Source organism: Flavobacterium sp. KH_001 (assembly GCF_057840745.1).
The window spans coordinates 5,024,294-5,043,240 of the sequence record NZ_CM174520.1 but is presented as its reverse complement, the minus strand read 5'-3'; the positions used below and the strand labels follow the sequence as shown (position 1 = coordinate 5,043,240).

At 36.0% G+C, this 18,947-nt stretch carries 13 protein-coding genes; 5 read left to right on the top strand and 8 right to left on the bottom strand.

Annotated elements, in window-relative coordinates; all coding sequences use genetic code 11:
* Positions 1-17 precede the first annotated feature (17 nt).
* Positions 18-1,931: a sialate O-acetylesterase gene (locus AC3ITQ_RS21390; RefSeq protein ID WP_489236096.1), complete on the top strand. Its 1,914-nt coding sequence runs from the start codon at positions 18-20 to the stop codon at positions 1,929-1,931.
* Positions 1,932-2,042: 111 nt separating this feature from the next.
* On the opposite strand, the gene AC3ITQ_RS21385 is transcribed toward AC3ITQ_RS21390, so the two are convergent.
* The 8 genes from AC3ITQ_RS21385 to AC3ITQ_RS21350 all read right to left on the bottom strand — a co-directional run bounded on the left by AC3ITQ_RS21385 (position 2,043) and on the right by AC3ITQ_RS21350 (position 14,577).
* On the bottom strand, positions 2,043-6,056 hold the full coding sequence (locus AC3ITQ_RS21385) for a PAS domain-containing sensor histidine kinase (protein ID WP_489236095.1): 4,014 nt from the start codon (positions 6,054-6,056) through the stop codon (positions 2,043-2,045).
* A gap of 11 nt (positions 6,057-6,067) precedes the next feature.
* Positions 6,068-6,517 (bottom strand): response regulator, encoded by a 450-nt coding sequence (locus AC3ITQ_RS21380; protein WP_489236094.1) that lies wholly within the window; start codon positions 6,515-6,517, stop codon positions 6,068-6,070.
* Between the two features lie 481 nt (positions 6,518-6,998).
* Positions 6,999-8,210 carry an NO-inducible flavohemoprotein gene (gene hmpA, locus AC3ITQ_RS21375; protein ID WP_489236093.1) on the bottom strand — a complete coding sequence of 404 codons (1,212 nt, stop codon included), beginning with the start codon at positions 8,208-8,210 and terminating at the stop codon, positions 6,999-7,001.
* A gap of 126 nt (positions 8,211-8,336) precedes the next feature.
* Complete coding sequence (locus AC3ITQ_RS21370) at positions 8,337-9,077, bottom strand: ZIP family metal transporter (RefSeq protein WP_489236092.1); 741 nt, start codon at positions 9,075-9,077, stop codon at positions 8,337-8,339.
* A 62-nt stretch (positions 9,078-9,139) separates the two neighbouring features.
* A complete protein-coding gene (locus AC3ITQ_RS21365; protein WP_489236091.1) occupies positions 9,140-10,570 on the bottom strand; it encodes an anion permease in 1,431 nt (476 codons plus the stop codon).
* 22 nt (positions 10,571-10,592) lie between these two features.
* Entirely contained in the window at positions 10,593-11,744 is a 1,152-nt protein-coding gene (locus tag AC3ITQ_RS21360) for a porin (RefSeq protein ID WP_489236090.1), read from the bottom strand.
* A gap of 262 nt (positions 11,745-12,006) precedes the next feature.
* A complete protein-coding gene (locus tag AC3ITQ_RS21355) occupies positions 12,007-12,900 on the bottom strand; it encodes a dienelactone hydrolase family protein (protein WP_489236089.1) in 894 nt (297 codons plus the stop codon).
* 87 nt (positions 12,901-12,987) lie between these two features.
* Positions 12,988-14,577: a tetratricopeptide repeat protein gene (locus AC3ITQ_RS21350; RefSeq protein WP_489236088.1), complete on the bottom strand. Its 1,590-nt coding sequence runs from the start codon at positions 14,575-14,577 to the stop codon at positions 12,988-12,990.
* A gap of 220 nt (positions 14,578-14,797) precedes the next feature.
* On the opposite strand from AC3ITQ_RS21350, the gene AC3ITQ_RS21345 reads away from it, so the two are divergent.
* From AC3ITQ_RS21345 to AC3ITQ_RS21330, 4 genes are all read left to right on the top strand, one after another.
* Entirely contained in the window at positions 14,798-15,040 is a 243-nt protein-coding gene (locus AC3ITQ_RS21345; RefSeq protein WP_489236087.1) for a hypothetical protein, read from the top strand.
* A 103-nt stretch (positions 15,041-15,143) separates the two neighbouring features.
* Positions 15,144-16,349, top strand: a complete 1,206-nt coding sequence (locus AC3ITQ_RS21340; RefSeq protein WP_489236086.1) for a DcaP family trimeric outer membrane transporter — start codon at positions 15,144-15,146, stop codon at positions 16,347-16,349.
* 48 nt (positions 16,350-16,397) lie between these two features.
* Positions 16,398-17,846: an aspartate ammonia-lyase gene (locus tag AC3ITQ_RS21335; protein WP_489236085.1), complete on the top strand. Its 1,449-nt coding sequence runs from the start codon at positions 16,398-16,400 to the stop codon at positions 17,844-17,846.
* A gap of 23 nt (positions 17,847-17,869) precedes the next feature.
* Positions 17,870-18,937 (top strand): type II asparaginase, encoded by a 1,068-nt coding sequence (locus AC3ITQ_RS21330; protein ID WP_489236084.1) that lies wholly within the window; start codon positions 17,870-17,872, stop codon positions 18,935-18,937.
* The last annotated feature ends 10 nt before the right edge of the window (positions 18,938-18,947 follow it).

Sequence of the window (18,947 nt, the reverse complement as noted above, 5' to 3'; positions counted from 1 at the left end):
TTAAAAGAAAAAATAAAATGAAAAAAATACTCCTCTTTCTAACATTGTTTATTTGCAGTGGTATGTATCCTCAGATAAAACTGCCACGTTTAATTAGCGATGGAATGGTTTTGCAGCGCGATATTCCCTTGGAAATTTGGGGTTGGGCGTCGCCGGATGAAAAGATCGAAATTAATTTCAATCAAAAGAAATTCAAAACAACAGCTGCAAAAGATGGAAACTGGACTGTTACACTACCATCTCAAAAAGCAGGTGGACCGTATGAAATGACTTTATCGGCCAGTAATACTATTGTTTTGAAAAATATCCTAATTGGTGATGTCTGGCTTTGTTCCGGACAATCTAATATGGAACTTCCACTGGAACGTGTTAAGGGAAAATATAAGGACATAATCGCAAAGATTGATAATAACAATATCAGACAATTTTTGGTGCCTGATCAATACGAATTTGCAAACGAAAATACAGATCTCTCATCAGGAGAATGGCTTTCGGCAATTCCTGAAAACATCTTAAAATTCTCGGCTGTCGCCTATTTTTTTGCCGATGAAATCTATCAAAAGTATAACATTCCCATTGGTTTAGTTAATAGTGCCTTGGGAGGTTCTCCGGCCGAATGCTGGATCAGTGCCGATGCGGTAAAAAAGTTTCCGGAATATGATACTGAATATCAGAAATTCAAAGACGGAACTTTAGGGGGTCAAATTGAAGCAAATGATAAACAAATTAGTTCAAACTGGTATTCAACTATAAACAGTCAGGATGAAGGTTTAAAGAAGAAATGGTCAAATCCTGAATTGGAAGATACGGATTGGAAAAGCATGAATATTCCGGGATATTGGGCTGATACTGAATTGGGAAATGTAAACGGTGTGGTTTGGTTAAGAAAAGAATTTACAATTTCAAATCTTAAAGAAACTAATGCAAAACTTATTTTAGGGAGAATTGTCGATGCTGATTCGGTGTATGTAAACGGTCATTTTGTGGGTACAACCTCTTATATGTACCCGCCAAGAATTTATCCTTTTGATGCGAAGTTTTTAAAAGAAGGAAAAAATGAAATTGCCATTCGTGTCATTAATAATTCAGGAAGAGGTGGTTTTGTTGAAGACAAACCATACGAATTGCTACTTGGTAATGAAGTTATTGATTTGAAAGGTTCCTGGAAGTATAAGTTAGGTGTAAAGATGTTGCCTTTGCCTTCGCCTACTTTTATTAGATGGAAACCAGTCGGGTTGTATAATGCGATGATTGCACCATTGAAAAATTATGGAATAAAAGGTGTGCTTTGGTATCAGGGTGAATCGAGTACTAAAAAACCGGAAGAATATTCAGCTTTGATGGAAACCTTAATTACAAACTGGAGAACAGAGTGGAAGCAGGGTACTTTTCCGTTTTTATATGTGCAGCTGACTAATTTCATGACGCCAAAAACAGAGCCGGGAGAAAGTAACTGGGCCGCATTAAGACAACAGCAAAAAAACACTTTATCAGTTCCGAATACAGGAATGGCTGTTACTATTGATCTTGGAGAGTGGAATGACATTCATCCTTTAAACAAATACGATGTTGGAAAACGACTTTCTTTATTGGCCAGAAAAATGGTTTATGGAGAAAAAAATCTTGTTGCTTCCGGACCTCTTTTTAAATCAATGGAACAAAAAGGGAATCAACTTCTTTTAAGTTTTACCGATATTGGGACAGGTTTAACATCCAAAGAAAATCAACCTCTTAAAGCCTTTGAAATTGCTGGAAAAGATGGGAAATTTGTTTGGGCTAATGCGGTTATTCAAGGAGATAAAATTATCATATCAAATGAAACCATTTTAAATCCAACAAGAGTGCGCTATGCCTGGGCAGATAATCCGGATCAGGCAAATTTATACAATAAAGAAAACTTACCGGCTTCTCCTTTTGAAGGCAGTTTGTAAAATCATAATCGAATTAAAGTAAAAAAAAGCGGGAGCTCTAAAATAGACTCCCGCTTTTATATTGAATTTAAGTTTTGAAGTTTACGTTTTGGAATTTGGAATTTAATTCATTTATTGAACCGGAAGATAAATGTCAAAAGTAGCTCCTTTGTTCTTTTCGCCGGTGGCCGTAATAATACCACTATGGTTGTCTACAATTTTTTTCACAATGGCAAGTCCAATTCCAGTTCCGGTATATTCTAGTTTCCCATGCAAACGCTGGAAAACTTCAAAAATCTTAGAGCTGTATTGCTGCTCAAAACCAATTCCATTATCCGAAATTTTAATATGACAATAGTCGGTGTCATTTTCCAATTTTTCATTATTTAAAAGTGCTCCTTTTTTAATTTCACTTTCAATCTTTATGACAATTGGTGTTTCAGGATTGGAGAATTTAAGCGAATTGCTCACTAAATTATACAAGAGTTGTCTAAATTGAAATGGAATAATATTAGCTTCGCAATTCTCACAGTTATCAATTGTGGCATTTTTTTGCTCAATTTCTTCTTTTAAATCGTCTTTAACTTCATCAATAATTTTAGAAAGATCTGTTTTCTCAAAAACACGTTCCTGAATATTTGTTCTGGAATATGAGAGTAAATCATTAATTAGCGTTTGCATACGTTGAGCCGCATTTTGCATTCGCTGAAACTTATCTTTTCCGCTATCAGATAAATTTTCAAACTCTTTTTCCAAGATGAGCGTAGCAAAAGTTTGAATTTTTCTTAACGGTTCCTGTAAATCATGACTTGAGATATAAGCAAATGATTGAAGTTCCTGATTCATTTTCTCCAGCTCTTCATTTTTTTCTTTAAGCTCTAAGGCATTTAATTTTAATTTATCATCTGCTTTCTTTTTTTCTGATAGATCATGTGTCACTTTTGAAAAACCAATTACATGGCCTTTTTTGTTGTGAACCGCAGTAATAACAGAACTAGCCCAGAAATAGGTTCCGTCTTTGCGAACGCGCCATCCTTCATGGCTTGATTTCCCTTTTTCTATGGCTACGTTTAGCAGTTTTTGAGGAAGATTTTTCTTTATATCTTCTTCGGTATAAAATTTAGAGAAATTGTGCCCAATAATTTCATCAGCTTTATATCCTTTGATCTTTTGAGCACCTAAATTCCAATTTTCTACAGTTCCTTGATGATCAAGGTATAAAATGGCATAATCCTGCACTTCTTCCACCATTAAATGATAACGTTCTTCACTTTTTTGAAGTGATTCGTTCATTAAATTCAATTCTCTGGTTCTGGCGGCTACTTGCTGTTCGAGCTCATGCGTAAAAGCTTTTTCAGTATGAATATCGGTGAAGGCACCCACCCATTTTAGAATTTTACCATCAATATCTAAAACCGGTTCACCAATTACGGCGTGCCATCTGTAATTACCATCTTTCCTTCTAACCCGAACATCACAGCGGTAAACTTCTCCCGTTGCTATGCTATGCGCCCATATTCTGGCATTGTCATCAAAATCATCGGGATGAATCATCGCTCTCCATTCGGGTTCACCGTCGGGATGAATTCCGGTGTATTCAAACCATTTTCCTGATGCGAACAAGGCATTCCCTTTTTCATCGGTTTCCCAAATAAGCTGCGGAATACTTTCTGTTAAAGAGCGAAATCTTTTCTCGCTTTCTTCCAGTTCATGCTGATGATTTTTTTCATCCGTAATATCTCTGATAGTTCCAATTAATTTCTCTGGTTTATTTTCTTCATCATAGAAAAGTTTTCCTTTTCCTTCTATCCAGTGAATTGAACCATCGATCCATATTGTTCTTGCTTCATAATTAAGATATCCTGAGATAAGAGATTCTTTAAAAGCTTTATTTCGAATGTGCATATCATCAGGATGAAGATGTTTCAGCAATTGGTCATGGGTTAATTTTAGATTTTCCTTGTATCCACCAACAATTTCAAGATATCTATGAGAATAAATAGGTTCTCTGGTTTTTACATTTAATTCCCATGTTCCCAGTTCACTTGCTTCTACAATAATTTTCAGCCTTTCTTCATTTTGCTCTATTTCTTTTCGTGTTTCAACTTTTTCGCTGACTTCTGTGACAGTTACAATAATTCCGGAGATCGTTCCGTCTTCTTCTTTTAAAGGAGAATATAAGAAATCGAAATACGAAATTTCCAGTTTTCCATAGCGATTTAAAGGAATTGGTACTTCATATCCATGAAACGGAATTCCTGTTGTTAAAACATCTTTTAAAAGAGAACTTACGCTTTCTTCAACTTCTGGTAAAGATTCAAATAATGGCTTTCCAACAAAAGTATTTTCATCTCTGTCAACTAGTTTTAAATAAGCTTCATTTGCCATTTCAACCATATAGTCAGAACCACGTAAAATAGTGATTCCAATTGGTGCTTGTTTTACAGTATTACGGAAACGTTTGTCTGCTTTTTCAATTTCTTGTCTTGCTTTTACCTGAGGTGTATTGTCCAGAACCCAGATAGCGACTTTTGTTACTTTTCCTTCTATATTTTTAAGAGGCGCATAGACAAAAGTCACATATACAATTTCTTCCTTGCCATGTCGCACAAGCATCATTTCTACTTCATTTGCATGAAAGGGCAGACCTTCATTTATAACTTTTTGTAATGCTTCTTCGTAGTAAGGTTTAACTTCTGCAAAAGAATCCCAATAGTGTTTTCCTGCAATTTGATCGTATGATTTTCCTGCGACTTCAATAAAACTTTCATTTACGATTTCGCTTATCAAAGTCTTAGCATCTAAAACACAGATACCAATTGGAGCTTCCAAAACCATGCTTCGCAAATTATTCTCGTTTTCTTCTATTCTTTTTTTGGCGAGATTAAGGTCAGTTGTTTCGGCTGCAGTATTCATTACCCCATAAATGTTCCCATTTATATCGTATAATGGCGTGAAACTATAATCAAAATAAAAAGTTTCTAATACACCATTTATAGTCAGATCAATACGGGTATTTTTGGAGTGGAAAGATTGACCCGTTTCAAAAACCTGAGTAATTTGATCAAAAACCAATTGATTATCAAGTTCCGGTAAAATTTCTGTGTATAATTTTCCAACGACATCATTTCCTTTCCCCCAAACGTCCATAATCGATTGGTTAGCAAGTTCAATTCGTTTTTCTTTACCCACATAAACACCAATAGGGAAAGGGGCATTTTCTACAAGCTGTCTTACTTTTTGTTCACCTTCGTGAATTCTTTCTCTGGCTAGAACCTGTGTTGTTACATCGATAGCAATAGCTACAACTCCAGAGATACTTCCGTCGCTTTCTTTAAGGGAATCATAAACAAAATTCAGATAAAAAGTTTCAATTTTTCCGTTACGTGGCAATTGAACCGGACGCTCATTTGCAATAAATTTTTCACCCGTGCTATAGACCGTATTGATTAAATTTTCTAAACCCTGATCTTTTGCTTCAGGCAAACCTTCAAAAATAGGTTTATTTAATACTTTTTCTGCTGTTGTTCCCCACAATTGAATCATTTTTTCATTTGCAATTTCTACAATGTGTTCTTTTCCTCTAAAAACACACATTGCAACGGGAGCCTGCATAATATTATTTAAAAAACGGGAATTGCTTTCCTTTAGGGCATCAGTGGCACGTTTCTTTTCTGTCGTCTCAATAACAGTAACAAGGACACCTCCAACGGTACCATCTTCTTTTCTAATGGGACTGTATGAAAAATCGAAGTAGCATTCTTCTATAAATCCATTTCTGTTTAAAGGCAACATAAAGTCTGGAAAACCAATAGGTTTGCCTTCCATAACGCCATCAAACATAGGACCTATAATTTCCCAGATTTCGGAGAAGGTTTTTCTTGTACTAATGCCGAGAGCATCGGGATGTTTGGTTGAACCTAAAATAGGACGATATCCATCGTTATACAATTGTGTATAATCGTCACCCCAGGCAATATACATTCCAAAAGGGTTTTCCAGCATAACGGCCACCATAGTACAAAGACTTTGGGGCCAGGTTGAAGGATCACCCAAAGATGTTTTGCCCCAGTCTTTGGCACGAATTAATTCGCCCATTTCACCACCACCGGCTAGAAAATAATGTTCCTTGTTTGTACGGCTCATTCTAAAACTATTTAAGGTTGAAGAACAAAATGCTCTCGTACAGGTTGTTTTAATTTATTCTCGGAAACGATATTCAGGGCGTTGCCAATGACTTTTTTTAATTTAGAAAATTCGCCGGGTTTCCGAATATAGTAAGTCGCGCCTTTCTGATACATCAAATCAACAATTTCTGTATCCAGGGATGTTGAGAAAATAATTACCGGCAGCGAATTGAGTTCGGCAATTTCTTTTATTTCCTTTAAGCATTCATGCCCATTTTTACGAGGCATATTAAGATCAAGAAATAACATATCGGGTAAATTATCAGAAGAATTGGCAGCTAAATAATCCATAAGCTGAACGCCATCATTAACAACAGCAAGAGATATCGGAAGCGACAGTTCATCAAGTGCTTCTTTAAAAAAAGCGCAATCGTCTTCATCATCGTCCGCTAGTAAAAGATTGTAATGCTGTTTATTCATTGTATTGTAGGATATAATCTGGGTTAAAATATTTTTTATTAAAGGATCTCATCCTGATTAGGTTAGATGATATTTTACTGTTTTGTTTCTGCTAAGATAGAACTAATTACACACTTAGGAATCGACAATAACGCAATAAATTTAACGATTTAAACTAGAAATTCACAATCTTTTTTTGATTTTACTTTTTTTAATTTGTCAGTAAAGTATTTTTCAAATTTATAAATATCTGAAAAATAAAAACCTTCAAATCAGTTGATTGAAGGTTTTTGTGAAATTTATCATTTTAGAAGAAAACAATAAGGAAAGAAAGTTTGAAATCAAACAAGCCACGATCCAGGAACGCATCCAAAAGAATAGAAAATTAGATGTGTCTGAACAATTAATACTGGCTAATGTCAACGTGATAAAAAATGTTGTAATACAATTTTTCAAGAATGGATTTAACTTTTTTTTCCTGTAAAAAGAAATAACTTTCACGTTAATTCAGATTAATCAATTGAGGGCCAAACTCTTCATAAAAGATATTTTTCTGATTGATATTCAGATTGAGTAACGCTTCGTATTGTGTTTTAATGAACATTTCAGGACCGCAGATATAAAATTTAGCTTCTTCAAGTAAAATGGCTTCTTTGCATTTATGAAGATCAACGCGCCCTTCAATGATTTTATTTGAAAAAATTACATCATTTGGCGCCGAATCATAAAAAGTAAAGGTCTCCAGCCATTCTGCTTCTTCTTTTAGAGTTGAAATTTGTTCTTTAAAAGCATGAACAGACTCATTTCGGCAGCCATGAATCCATACTGTTTTTTTATTTTGAATGGCATTTAAATTGGTCTCCAACATGCTTAACATCGGCGTAAGCCCAACACCTCCGCTAATTAAAACCAATGGATTTTTAGAGTCCTTTTCTAAATGAAATAATCCGGCTGGAGCCGAAATTGAAATAACATCTCCTTCTGATTTTGAATGTAAAGTTTGAGAAACCAGACCTGATGGATTTGGTGCGATTCCGCTTTCGTTTTTTACTGAAATTCGGTAATATTCAGGATTGAAAGCACTCGATAAACTATATTGTCTGGGCTGTAAAAGTCCTAATTCCGGAACGAAAACCTGAACGCTGATGAATTGTCCTGCATGAAAATTGGCAATTTCTCTTTCATCTTCAGGGTAGAGATAAAATGACTTGATTTCTGTTGATTCTTCGACAATTTTTTTAATGACAAATTTTCTCCAGCCGTTCCAGCTTCCGGGTTTGGCTGCATTTTCTTCATATAAACCTTTTTCAAGATCAATCATAATTTTTGCCAATTGATAAAAAGCGACGGTCCAGGCTTCTAATATTTCCGGAGTTGCAGCGTCTCCCACAACTTCGCCAATAGAAGCTATTAATTGTGTTCCAACAATTTTATATTGTTCCGGCTGAATATTTAAGCTTCTGTGTTTGGTTCCGATTCCTTTCAAAACGCCAATTAAAACGCTCGGGTCTTCTATATTTTCGGCGTAAGCCAAAACGGCATTTGCCAATGCAGATTTTTGTCTTCCATTGGCCTGATTTCCCATATTGAACATATTTCGCAATTCAGGATGTTCTCTAAACATTCTGGCATAAAAATAATGGGTAAGGTCTTCGCCGCTGGCTCTTAAAATGGGAATTGTAGCTTTGATCAGCTCTTTTTGTTGTGAATTCATTTTGTGATATTTAGGATTTGATTTAGATAAACGCTCTTATCAAAACATTTATAGTCACAAATTTAATTATCACGCGAAGCTACTTTTTATGACTCAAATCATAAGAAGTAAAATTGATTCTGTTTTTTAATGGAAGTTCTCAAAAACGACGATACATACAGAAAAGAAGAATCCAAATACGGTAAAGACTCCTGCTAATTTACCTCCGTGTTCATAAGCTTCCGGAATCATGGAGTTGGCCAGCATCATTAATATTGCACCTCCGGCAAAAGCCTGAATAAACGAAAGCCATTCTTGTGATGCACTGCTAAAAACCGAGAAACCGGCCAGAGTTGCCACTGCACAAAGCAAGGCAATACAGATCCAGAGCAATATGATTTTTTTATTACTCCAGCCACTCGATTTCATTCCGGAAGATCCTGCGATAGCTTCCGGTAAATTAGAAATGAAAACCGCTACTAACATCGTAAGATTTCCTGAAACTCCTTCAAAGATTCCTAAGCCGATGATGATGGATTCTGGAACTCCATCCAAAATAATCGCCAAAACCATCGGGATTATTAAATTGGAGTTTTTACTTTGCCCTAATTTCATTGGATTATTGGTTCCAAAATTGGCAATAAGCTTGTCTGAAAAATAAAATATGGATGCGCCTGCAAAAAAGCCAAAAGCAGGATACATAGTACCTCGTCCCAATTTGACAGCTTCAAAGATTAATTCATACGATATGGCCGAAATTAATGTTCCGGCACCAAATCCCATAATCACACCAATAGCACGATTACTTAGCGAATACCGAATAGCCAGTATTCCGCCAATAATCAGGGATGAAGTCGCTAATAAACCTGTGATAAAAGCTTGTAGCATAATAACGATGTTTTATTGCATGATCTTACTTTTGAATTGCTGATTTTTAACCTAATTGGCTTTTAGAAATAGCCAATAACCCTCATCCATAATCCGCCAATTACCATGTAAATAAGCAACATGACCAGTCCGGTTATCAAACCTTTAACCCACCAGCTTTTTAGGTCGACATAACCACTACCAAAGAAAACCGGTGCCGGTCCGTGACCGTAATGTGTTAAAGTTCCGTATAACGAACCCACGAATCCAAGCATGAAAGCAAGCAGTAATCCCGGAATTCCGATAGAAATACCAACACCTAATAATGCAGCATACATCGCAGCCACGTGTGCTGTTGCGCTGGCAAAAAGATAATGACTAAAGAAGTACACCAAAATAATTATTGGAAAAGCCATTTGCCAGCTTAAACCACCAATCTCCGCTTTTACCTGATCGCTAAACCAGCCAATAAAACCTAATTCGTTAAGTGAGCTTGCCATCATTACCAAAACAGAAAACCAAACAATAGTGTCCCAGGCGCCTTTCTCGGCCTTAATATCTTCCCAGGTTAAAACTGAAGTTAGTAATAACACCACTAAACCAATAAAAGCAGTAGTTGTAGCATCTATAGAGAATAAATCACCTGTTATCCAAAGGAATAATAAAATAAAGAACGTCAATAACATTAACCATTCATTTCGGGAAATTGGTCCCATTTCTTTTAGCTTCTGACTGGCAATTTGTGGAGCGTCTCCAGTACTTTTGAGTTCGGGAGGATAAATTTTATACAATACAAACGGAATGACAAAGAAGGAAACGATACCCGGAACAATCGCTGCAGTTGCCCACGACATCCACGAAATTTTGATTCCTAAATTGAGCGCAAATTTTTGGCACATGGGGTTACTGGCCGTTCCTGTTAAAAACATGGAAGAGGCGATCAGGTTCATGTTATAACTGTTTAATGTTAAAAACGCACCCAATTTTCGATGTGTTTCCGGTTGATCCGGCATAGAGCCAAAACTCATAGACATTGATTTCATGATAGGATAAATAATTCCGCCACCTCTAGCGGTATTACTTGGTACAGCAGGAGCCAATACCACATCAGCAAGTCCTAAACCATAAGCTAATCCCAGTGAACTTTTACCGAATACTCTGATGAATAGAAAAGCGATTCTGTTTCCTAATCCCGTTTTAATAAAACCTCTCGCAATAAAGAATGAAATTCCGATTAACCAGATTACCTTATCTCCAAAACCTTTTAATGCCAGCGTGATCGATTTACCAGCTTCGCCCGGTGCGAGAACTTGTGTAAAGGCAGTCAATGCAATCGCAATCATACACATGGTTCCCATTGGAGCTGCTTTCAGAATGATTCCGAGAATAGTAGCTACAAAAATGGCAAATAAATGCCAGGCTTCAATTACAACACCTTGTGGCGCCGGAATAAACCAAATAATAATTCCAACGGCAAAGGTAATGATGGTTTGGAGAATTTTTACTTCTTTCATAATGAACGAGAATTAAATTAAACTAAAGTCGGCATTGCAGCTGCATTAAAAATAAATTGCTGCTGTAGGTCGACGTATCGGGAATGTCTTTTTCATAATTATCAAGTGTAAATCCTAACTCGATGCGGCCGGTGTAGGCTTTACCAAATTCCAGACTTATCATTGGCGTATAAGTTTGTCTTACGTTTGAGTTGATTTTATAACTGGAATCAAAAGTTTCATATCGACAGGATACTTCTATAGAGGACAATCTGTTGTAAGCTATTGCATATCTTAAATTAGGCAAAAAATAAAAACCTCGCATTTGATAATCGGCAACACTTGCTGTTCTGGCGTCAACGGGTAATGAAAAATATAAATTATGATTTGTTCCTTGCTTGTATTCAGCTTGCAGCTCTAAATGAAATTTGTCAGCAAGTTTAAAATTACTGGTTATATCTGCTCCAACAGCAAAAACTTCCTGTGTTGAAACTCTTCCGGTTCCTCCGTTTAAACCCAGATTTATGTTGTTCTTTTTTGATAAACCGAAAACCCATCTTGTAAAATATTGTTTTCCGTTATCCTTATCTTTTTCCTGATTCTTTCCATTTCCATTGACAATAGTAAAGGCATAATTTACAGGAACTTTTCCAATATCAACTGATCCCAAAACTGAAGCACCAATCTGAAAACTGGTCCAGCCGTTTTTTCCGAATTCATAATATTGATTGGAGAAATCAAATGATTTTATGATATCTACCGAAACCTGATCTTCTATACCAAATGGAGCTCTAAACTGCCCTCCAACTAATGCTGCATATTTATTAAATGTATATTTTGCGTAAGCATTCTCTAAAACTTTTCCTTTTGTATCCGATTTAAAATCGGCTAAGTTTACCAGAATTACGACTTCCGTTTCGGGACTAATTTTAGTGGTGAGACCAATACGCATCCTTTTGATATCAAACGAAGTTTGTGTAACTTCTCCGGTTGTATGCTGAACGCCAAGTACATCAACATTATCTGTCATCGCTGCCAGAAATCTTCCCTGAAAAAGTCCTCTAAATTGAAACTGAGGATATTTTACAGCACTTTCAGCTGTTGTAGTTTCCGGAGTTTGGGCTTGTATCTTAAGTGGAAACAGTAAAAAAGTAAAACAGGCAAATACTAGTAAAATTGTACGGATACAGTTCATAAATAAAAAATTAAGTTTTTTATTATTGATCTTAAATTAGTGACAAAAGGGAAAAGGAATATAGTTGTCCGGCTTGTCACTGTTAGAAATGTTGTACTAAAGTAAGAAAAAAAGTAACTTATTGTAGAAAAAGTACCATTAAAATACTGTTAGCATTTCAGATCAAAAAAATATCCATTCACGACTATCACTGTAAAATTGTAATCTTAGATGACTTACATTATCATCTTTCCGACTTTGAACTTCTTCAAAAGATTCATAATTATTTCTTTTTCAATTTCAATTTAAAAAAATCAATAGTTCTTGTCCAGGATAAGGTCGCTGCTGCTTCATCATATCTTAGTGTGGTATTATTATGAAAACCGTGATTCACTCCCGGATAGAAATAAGCGGTGTTTTCTACTTTGTTTTTTTTCAATACATCTTCAAAAGCAGGCCAGCCTTCGTTAACTCTTGTATCTAAACCAGCGTAATGCAGCATTAACGGAGTTGTTATTTTTTCGGCTTCTTCTTTAGTTGGTTGTCCGCCATAATAAGGAACTGCGGCAGATAATGTTGGTATTTTTACCGCCATCATATTAGATATCCATCCACCAAAACAAAATCCGACAACACCTACATAACCATTACAATCTTTATGTGTTTTTAAGTATTCATACGCCGCAATAAAATCTTCCAGCATTTCTTCACGGGTACGTTTTTTTTGCAATTCACGTCCTGCGTCATCGTTTCCCGGATAACCTCCTAATGGCGATAAGGCATCTGGAGCAAGAGTGATGAAACCTTCAACCGCCGCTCTTCGGCCTACATCTTCGATATAAGGATTAAGGCCCCGGTTTTCATGAACGACTATAATTCCGGGTAGTTTTTTTTTGGTTTCAAGAGATTGTGACAAAAGTCCTTTAATGGCACCGCCACCTTTAGGAGAGTCATAAGTAATGTAGTCTGATTTTATTCTTGGGTCTTCCGGTTTAATTAAGATGCTGTCTGCATAATTGGGCATCATAAAACTTAAAAGCGACGGAAGTGTAAGTGTTCCTACTGCAAAAATGGATAGTTTTTCGATGAATTGTCTTCTCTCAATTTTATTATGGGCATAGTCATCATAGAGATCAAATACTTCTTGTGAAATATCTTCTTTGGTTAATTTCTGCATGGCATTTATTTTTTTGAACTAAATTTTGAAAATAAAATGATTCGTGTTTTATGGAAATGTAACGATTTGATTTTTAGCTATAAATAATTAATTCTTTTGAGCTAATCCGATTCTTTCCACTGCTTCAACTATTTCTGTTACTACATCTTCTGAAAGAATTACACTTGAAAGAATTCGATGGATTTTGTTTGGTATGTCAGGCTGTAGAACTAAAAGTTTCGAAAGATATTTTTGTGACTTAATGTCTTCATTAATCAAAGATAATGTAGCAGCTTTAAGAAGCGGATCCCAAAAACTTTCTTCGGAATCTATTTTTTCAGCCCATAAAAAAGCATTTTTATATTCTTTTTTATATAAATAATAACAACAAAAACCAATATTAATCCACCACGGAGAATACGGATTTTTTTCAATGGCATTTTGCATAATTGAATAGCCTTTATCAAAATATCCTGCAAAAACAAGCATGCACCCAACTCCGCAAACGCGGCCCGACGCATTAGGATTTATTTTAATGCATTGCTCAGCAGAATAGAGACACGCGTCCGGCTCTTTTCTAAGTAAATTAATTGCCGTTAAAGTGTGCCAGGCATGTTGGCAATGCGGATCTATTTTTAAAGATTTCATTACACATCGGTAAGATTCTTCAATAGTATTTTCGTCATTGTCAATAGCAAAAGCCACTCCATAAAGATGAAATTCGCCTAACATCGCCCAGGTGGTTGCGTGATTTGGATGTAATTTTGTTGCCTCAGCCAAATTTCTGAAAGCCGACCAGTAATTCTCAAAGGTACAGTCGCATTGATATTTATAATAACTGTAAATTCCTTTCCAAATACTCAAATTGTCTGTAATTCTGGAAGGAGAAGTTTTTATGATTTCTTTAAAAATAATCCCGTAATATCCACCTATTTCACTGACAATACTGTGTGTGATTTCATTTTGAATATGATGAATGTCTTTTATATTGATATGATCGAAAGATTTCGTCATTACGAATTCTCCGGTCTTTGAGTTTAAAAGATTAACTCTTATTTGTATTGTTTTATCATTGCATTGTATGTTTCCGGTAATAATAAAATCGGCACCTAGTGACTTAGCTGCCTCCATAATGTTTTGATTGATTTTTGAAATCATTTCAGATGAAAAATTTCCTACAACAGAAATGTCATCAAATAATGACAATTGCGCGCTTAGCTCTTCGCAAAGCATTAGCGAAAAAAGATCTAGATTTTGTTCGGTAGTAATCGATTTAAATGGGAATATGGCAATGATTGGATTTGTGTTGTTATGGGGAAGCACAATGGGGAGTGCATTTTCCTCTCGATCATTGTTCTTTCGAATAAATCTTGGAATATAACAACCTTTCGGAATATCTATTATTAACGAATTTTTTTGCCCAATAGTCAAATAATATTCGTTCAAAATTCTCCTTAACCTACCAGCATGAATACGCACAACGGCATCATCGTTAGAATTAAAATCAGCTGATCTGTTAAGCACATTTATAGCAATAGAATATTCTTTGATAAAGTGCTGGTTCTCATTAAGTGTTTCCTCTACAATATATCTTAGAAATTTACTTAAGATAGGAGAGTTTTTTAATGAGTGAAAGTTTAAAACAGATTCTAGTTCGGTAAAAATATCTTCATGTGTATTCTTTTTTAAATTCTCCATGTAAGTTTCATTAAATGAGAATAATAAGGTGAAAATTTGGTATGACTAAAGTTAAAAAAAATATTTTCATTTTATGATAAAATTTGGTTTTTTGTAAGAAAAATTATCAAAAAATAAGGTTTTCCCTGCATTTAACGGTTAAATTTAACGGTTTTTAACTGTTCTAGGACTGTATGCTTTTTTATATTTGACTGTATATCAGTGTCTAATGAAAGATAAAATGGCAATTCCAGAGAAATTATATAGCGAAAAGCTTTCCAGTTTTCAAGAATCTATCAAGGTATTGTACCTGGTTGATGATGATTTCAAAAGCATGTGTGATGATTATTGCTGCAGTAAAATAAATGTTGAAAAGTACACACAAATACTGCAGGATAATTTTCAGCGGAAGGTCGAGTATGAAAATTTGACCAAAGAACTCGAGAACGATATAATACACTATATAATAAAAAACATGGAATAAATTTTCTCCACTAATTATAAAACCCATTAAAGTTAGTGGTTCAGTAATACTAGCAATCAAACAATTTTAAACCATAAACAATATGAAAAAAATGTTTTTACAAATGGCGAAGATTAGAGACCTGGCCATTATAATTTGTTTTCTTATGGCGAACCTTATGCAGGCGCAGGAGGATGAGGCTAACAAGAGTATGGAAATTTATGGGTTTATCATGACCGATATTGGCTATAATTTTAATCAGATTCAGCCAGATTGGTATGATGCTGTTCGACCTACCAAGTTACCATCCTATGAAAATGAATATGGACCAGACGGCAGTTATTATGCCTCTGTACGTCAGACGAGATTTGGTATCAAAAATTATTTTGATACCGGAATCGGTGAATTGAAAACACAATTTGAATTTGAGTTGTATGGTACAGGTGTTGATGCAGGTCAGACCACATTCCGTTTGCGACATGCTTACGCGGAGTTAGGAAAATTTGGAGCCGGTCAGACCTGGAGCCCCTTTATGGATATTGATGTTTTTCCTAATACTTTAGAATACTGGGGACCAACGGGAATGGTATTCTTCAGAAACATACAAATACGTTATATGCCAATTCAGGGCGATACCCGTTTGACTATTGCATTGGAGCGACCGGGAGCAAGTGCTGATCAGGGGGTTTATGAAAATCGTATAGAACTTCAGGGCGTAAAAGGAAGGTTTCCGTTGCCGGATCTTTCAGCAGAATATCATCATGGATTTAACTGGGGATATCTGGAATTAGCCGGTATTGTGAGAAAAATTGAATGGAAAGATCAAAATAATGATCAATTTGATTTATCAGGTGATGCTCTTGGTTGGGGTTTGAATTTAAGTACCAATATTAAATTTGGAGAAAGTACTGTTTTTAAAGGGCAGGTTGTTTATGGAGAAGGAATTCAGAATTACATGAATGATGCGCCGGTAGATATCGGAATAGAAAATAATCCTGGAAATGTAACAGAACCTGTTAAAGGTGTTGCACTTCCTCTTGTTGGGGTTGTGGCTTTTATTGATCATACCTGGAGTGAAAAATTCACCAGCTCACTAGGATATTCTATGATTGATATTGATAATTCTGACGGACAAACTCCTGACGCTTTCAAAAAAGGGCAATACGTAGTGGGAAATATATTGTATTCTCCGGCAAAAAATTGCCTGGTTGGAGCTGAATTTCAATGGGGTGATCGTGAAAATTTTAGCGACGGATGGAGTACTTCTATATCAAAAGTACAATTCTCATTTAAGTATAATTTCTCGCAAGCATTTTACAGAAAAAACTAAAAAGAAATAGCTCTCTAAAAGTTACCAAAAACTAAAAAACAGAATATCATGTGTAAAAAAATACATTATGTAATCCTCTTCGGATTATACATCAGCTTCCTTAGTGCTCAAACCCGAACTGAAAAAGATCTTTTGGGTGAGAAGCAAATTCCGAACAATGCTTACTACGGAGTTCAGACCGCCCGTGCTCTTGAAAATTTTCAAATTAGCGGAATGACGACCCAATTTTATCCCGATTATGTAAAGGCTTTTGCGATGGTGAAATTAGCTGCAGCCCGCGCTAATGCAGCTGATGGCCGACTTAAAAAAGAGCGACTCGCAGCCATAGAAAAAGCGTGTCAGGCTGTTATGGACGGAAAATACCACGATCAGTTTCTGGTAGATTTGTATCAGGGTGGTGCAGGTACTTCGGCAAATATGAATGTCAATGAAGTTCTTGCTAACATCGGTTTAGAAATGAGCGGCCACAAAAAAGGGGAGTATCAATATTTAGAACCGCACGATGATTTAAATATGGGACAATCTACAAATGATGTGTATCCGACAGCGATCAAAGTGGCGCTATTATTACACAATGATAAATTGATAAAAGAAGCTGATTTACTTGCCAAAGCATTCCATAAAAAAGGTGACGAGTTTAAAGACATTCTAAAAATGGGGCGTACCGAAGGACAGGATGCCGTACCAATGACAATGGGGCAGGAATTTCACGCTTTTGGAAATCAGCTTGACGCAGAAATTGCCACCTTACGAAAAGCAGAAGTATTTTTATGTGAACAAAATATGGGAGCGACAGCAATAGGAACCGGAATTACAGCCTCACCAGGTTATGCCGAAAAGGTGGCCACGCATCTTGCTAAAATTACAGGAAAACCTATAGTGATGAGTAAAGACCTTATTGCTGCCACTTCTAGTCAACAGGGATTTGTAATTTATTCTTCGGCACTTAAAAGCATGGCCGTTGCTATGTCAAAAATAAGTAGTGATCTTATTTTCCTGGCCTCGGGACCACGCGCTGGTATATTTGAAATTAATTTGCCGGCCCTTCAACCGGGATCTTCGATTATGCCGGGTAAAGTAAATCCTGTAATGCCGGAGTTAATGAATGAGGTTTGCTTTAAAGTAATAGGGAATGATCTAACTGTTACGCTTGCTGCGCATTCCGGTTTACTGCAATTGAATGCTTTTGAACCAGTTGAAGCTATAGCCATGATGGAATCACAAGGATTGTTTTTTAAAACATTTCCCTTATTCAGAAAAAATTGTATCGAAGGAATTACAGCAAACAAATCTGTGCAAGACCATTATATGGAAAGAAGCGTAGGTATTGTTACCGCTCTTAATCCGGTTTTGGGTTATGAAAAAACTACTGAGCTGGCCAAAGAAGCCCTTGAAACCAACAAAGGAATCCTGGAACTTATTCGCGAAAAGAAATTGCTAACTGAGGATCAAATTAAAAAATTGCTTGACCCTGCAAGTTTAACTGGACAAAAATAACCATCAACTAAAAAATCTATATCATGAAAATAAATACAATCTTTTATAAAAAACTGTTTCTTTTAATCTTTTTATCAGTAAGTACAGGCGTAATTGCTCAAACGAAACCTAAAGTTTTAATTCTGGCAACGGGAGGTACCATCGCGGGATCTGCTGCAAGTGGTGTACAATCGGGTTATACTTCCGGACAGGTAACCATCGATGCGATGGTAAATGCAGTACCAGATGCGATGAAGTTGGCCGATATTAAAGGGGAACAAATTTCGAATGTAGGATCTCAGGATATGTCATTTGAAATCATGCTGAAAGTAGCCAACAGAATCAATGAACTGGCCGGAAGTAAAGATGTTGACGGTTTTGTAATCACACACGGAACTGATACTATGGAGGAAACAGCCTATTTTCTAAATCTGGTGGTAAAAACAGAGAAACCTGTTGTACTTGTAGGATCGATGCGACCATCGACTGCAATTAGTGCTGACGGGCCATTAAATCTTTACAATGCGATTGCTGTGGCTGCAGATCCTAAAGCAAAAGCCCACGGCGTACTTTTGGTAATGAACGACTGGATACATTCGGCACAATCTTTAACTAAAGTTAGTACGACTGCTGTTCAGACTTTTATGTCTCCAATACGCGGACTTATTGGAACTACTTCTTATGGAGTAAATGATTTTTACCATTATCCTGATCAAAAATTCGGAAAAAGTTCTGAATTCGATGTGAAAGGAGTAACCACTTTTCCACGTGTGGATATTATTTATGCTGATGCCGATATGAAACCGGATTTGATCGATGCTTCAATTGAAAAAGGTGCAAAAGGAATTGTAATTGCCGGCGTTGGTAACGGAAACATGAATAAAGCTTCTCTTGACGCTTGTGCAAGAGCAAGTAAAAAAGGAATTATTGTAGTTCGAAGCACACGTGTAGCTACTGGTATTGTAGGGCGTAATGTAGAGTGCAATGATGATGAATTAGGACTTATCGCTTCTTATGGATTAAATCCACAAAAATCAAGAATCCTGTTGACCGTAGCCTTACTTAAACCAAGAAAATTGGATGAATTGCAAAAAATATTCCTGGAATATTAATCTATAAATA

Excerpts from the sequence above, each read along its gene's own strand:
- AC3ITQ_RS21390 (WP_489236096.1), top strand. The coding sequence starts at position 18 with ATGAAAAAAATACTCCTCTTTCTAACATTGTTTATTTGCAGTGGTATG.
- AC3ITQ_RS21385 (WP_489236095.1), bottom strand. The coding sequence starts at position 6,056 with ATGAGCCGTACAAACAAGGAACATTATTTTCTAGCCGGTGGTGGTGAA.
- AC3ITQ_RS21380 (WP_489236094.1), bottom strand. The coding sequence starts at position 6,517 with ATGAATAAACAGCATTACAATCTTTTACTAGCGGACGATGATGAAGAC.
- hmpA (WP_489236093.1), bottom strand. The coding sequence starts at position 8,210 with ATGAATTCACAACAAAAAGAGCTGATCAAAGCTACAATTCCCATTTTA.
- AC3ITQ_RS21370 (WP_489236092.1), bottom strand. The coding sequence starts at position 9,077 with ATGCTACAAGCTTTTATCACAGGTTTATTAGCGACTTCATCCCTGATT.
- AC3ITQ_RS21365 (WP_489236091.1), bottom strand. The coding sequence starts at position 10,570 with ATGAAAGAAGTAAAAATTCTCCAAACCATCATTACCTTTGCCGTTGGA.
- AC3ITQ_RS21360 (WP_489236090.1), bottom strand. The coding sequence starts at position 11,744 with ATGAACTGTATCCGTACAATTTTACTAGTATTTGCCTGTTTTACTTTT.
- AC3ITQ_RS21355 (WP_489236089.1), bottom strand. The coding sequence starts at position 12,900 with ATGCAGAAATTAACCAAAGAAGATATTTCACAAGAAGTATTTGATCTC.
- AC3ITQ_RS21350 (WP_489236088.1), bottom strand. The coding sequence starts at position 14,577 with ATGGAGAATTTAAAAAAGAATACACATGAAGATATTTTTACCGAACTA.
- AC3ITQ_RS21345 (WP_489236087.1), top strand. The coding sequence starts at position 14,798 with ATGGCAATTCCAGAGAAATTATATAGCGAAAAGCTTTCCAGTTTTCAA.
- AC3ITQ_RS21340 (WP_489236086.1), top strand. The coding sequence starts at position 15,144 with ATGGCGAAGATTAGAGACCTGGCCATTATAATTTGTTTTCTTATGGCG.
- AC3ITQ_RS21335 (WP_489236085.1), top strand. The coding sequence starts at position 16,398 with ATGTGTAAAAAAATACATTATGTAATCCTCTTCGGATTATACATCAGC.
- AC3ITQ_RS21330 (WP_489236084.1), top strand. The coding sequence starts at position 17,870 with ATGAAAATAAATACAATCTTTTATAAAAAACTGTTTCTTTTAATCTTT.